This window comes from uncultured Campylobacter sp. (genome assembly GCF_938018035.1).
GTDB lineage: Bacteria > Campylobacterota > Campylobacteria > Campylobacterales > Campylobacteraceae > Campylobacter_B.
Window position 1 is genome coordinate 1 of sequence record NZ_CALIJF010000003.1, and the last position, 1,360, is coordinate 1,360.

Below are 1,360 nucleotides of genomic sequence, written 5' to 3' on the forward strand. Positions count from 1 at the left end.
ACTTCGATTGTATCGCGCAGCCCAGCGAGCCTAGCGGCGAGCTCGCGGACGCTTTAGCACAGGCTTTCGGCGGGATGGAAAATTTTAAAAGCGAGTTTTTAAAGCGCGCGATGGGGCTTTTTGGCAGCGGCTGGTGCTGGCTTGCGTGCGACGAGCGTGGCGCGAATTTAGAAATCATCACAACGCAAAATGCGGACACACCGATCGTGCATGGTAAAATTCCACTGCTTGCCTGCGATCTTTGGGAGCACGCATACTACGCCGATCATCAAAATGCGCGCAAATCCTACGTGGAGAATTTCTTGCGTTTTGCGGATTTCGGCTTTGCAAGCGACGCCTACTTCCAGGCGAAAAAGCAAGGACTTGACTCCGTAAAGCTATACATCAGCGAGCTTCACCCCGTCGCCTCCTCGCGCTGCGATTGCGGATACTGCGGGTAGATTTAGGCTTTTGCCGCGCAGCCTTTAGCGCCGTGAAATTCTAGGCTCACTATCTCCCCACGCGCTAAATTTCAAATAGTTCCGTCTCTCAACGCTTCTTTTACCGCACGAATACTGCACCATACAGCCTGCGGTGCTCTGCGAGCGCTCCCAGCTTGCCGCGCGTTAAATTTACGTAAATTTTGATCTTGAACCCATTTGGCGTCTGCGGATTGAAATTTAAGATTTTTAATTTAAAGTTTGTTTGACTATAGTTCACCGCTCGTTACGCGCCAAATTCCGAATGCTTCTCCTTTTCAGCGCTTATATCTTGTGCGCAAATACCGCGTTACACAGACCTTATGTGAAATTTCGCTTTATCTAGCTCTGCTTTCTTAAAATTTCCACTGCCCGCGTATTGAAATTTAACGCTACGAGCGAGTATCTTGCAAAATTTTAAAGTTGCAAATAAGCCCATGAAATTTTCATACCGAAATAAGCAGCGCATTCTTTGCTTCCGTAATTATATAGAGAGACACTCTCTGCCTCCCTGCCTTGTTCACCCATGCCCTATTCGTAAAATTTTGTTTAGTAAAGCGGTCGGCAAATTTTATATCAGCCAGCTAAAATTTACTGCGCCAAAGGCGGGGTGCGGCGGGTTTGAAATTTACACCCGAATAACACGGCTTGCGAACCGTGGGATAAATTTAATGGAAATCGATCGTTAAATTTTACTTTTTGGCAGTTAAAATTTTTAGCGCCGTTTCGGCTTGAAATTCCGTTTTAAATTTTAAAAATTTATCCGCCAAAGCTGGCTCGTTACGCGGAAAAGACAAGCCGCATCGAATGCCGCGTCGGGCGATACCTGCGCGCTATGCGCGCCAAAATACAGCGTGGAATTTTAAGCCGCATTAGCTCAAATCGCGCGACGAGCTGTGCTG

At 47.4% G+C, this 1,360-nt stretch carries 1 protein-coding gene; it reads left to right on the forward strand.

Annotation, left to right across the window (positions count from 1 at the left end; all coding sequences use genetic code 11):
- On the forward strand, positions 1 to 440 hold a 440-nt coding region (locus Q0257_RS00030; RefSeq protein ID WP_298019969.1), incomplete at its 5' end, for a Fe-Mn family superoxide dismutase.
- Positions 441 to 1,360 lie beyond the last annotated feature (920 nt).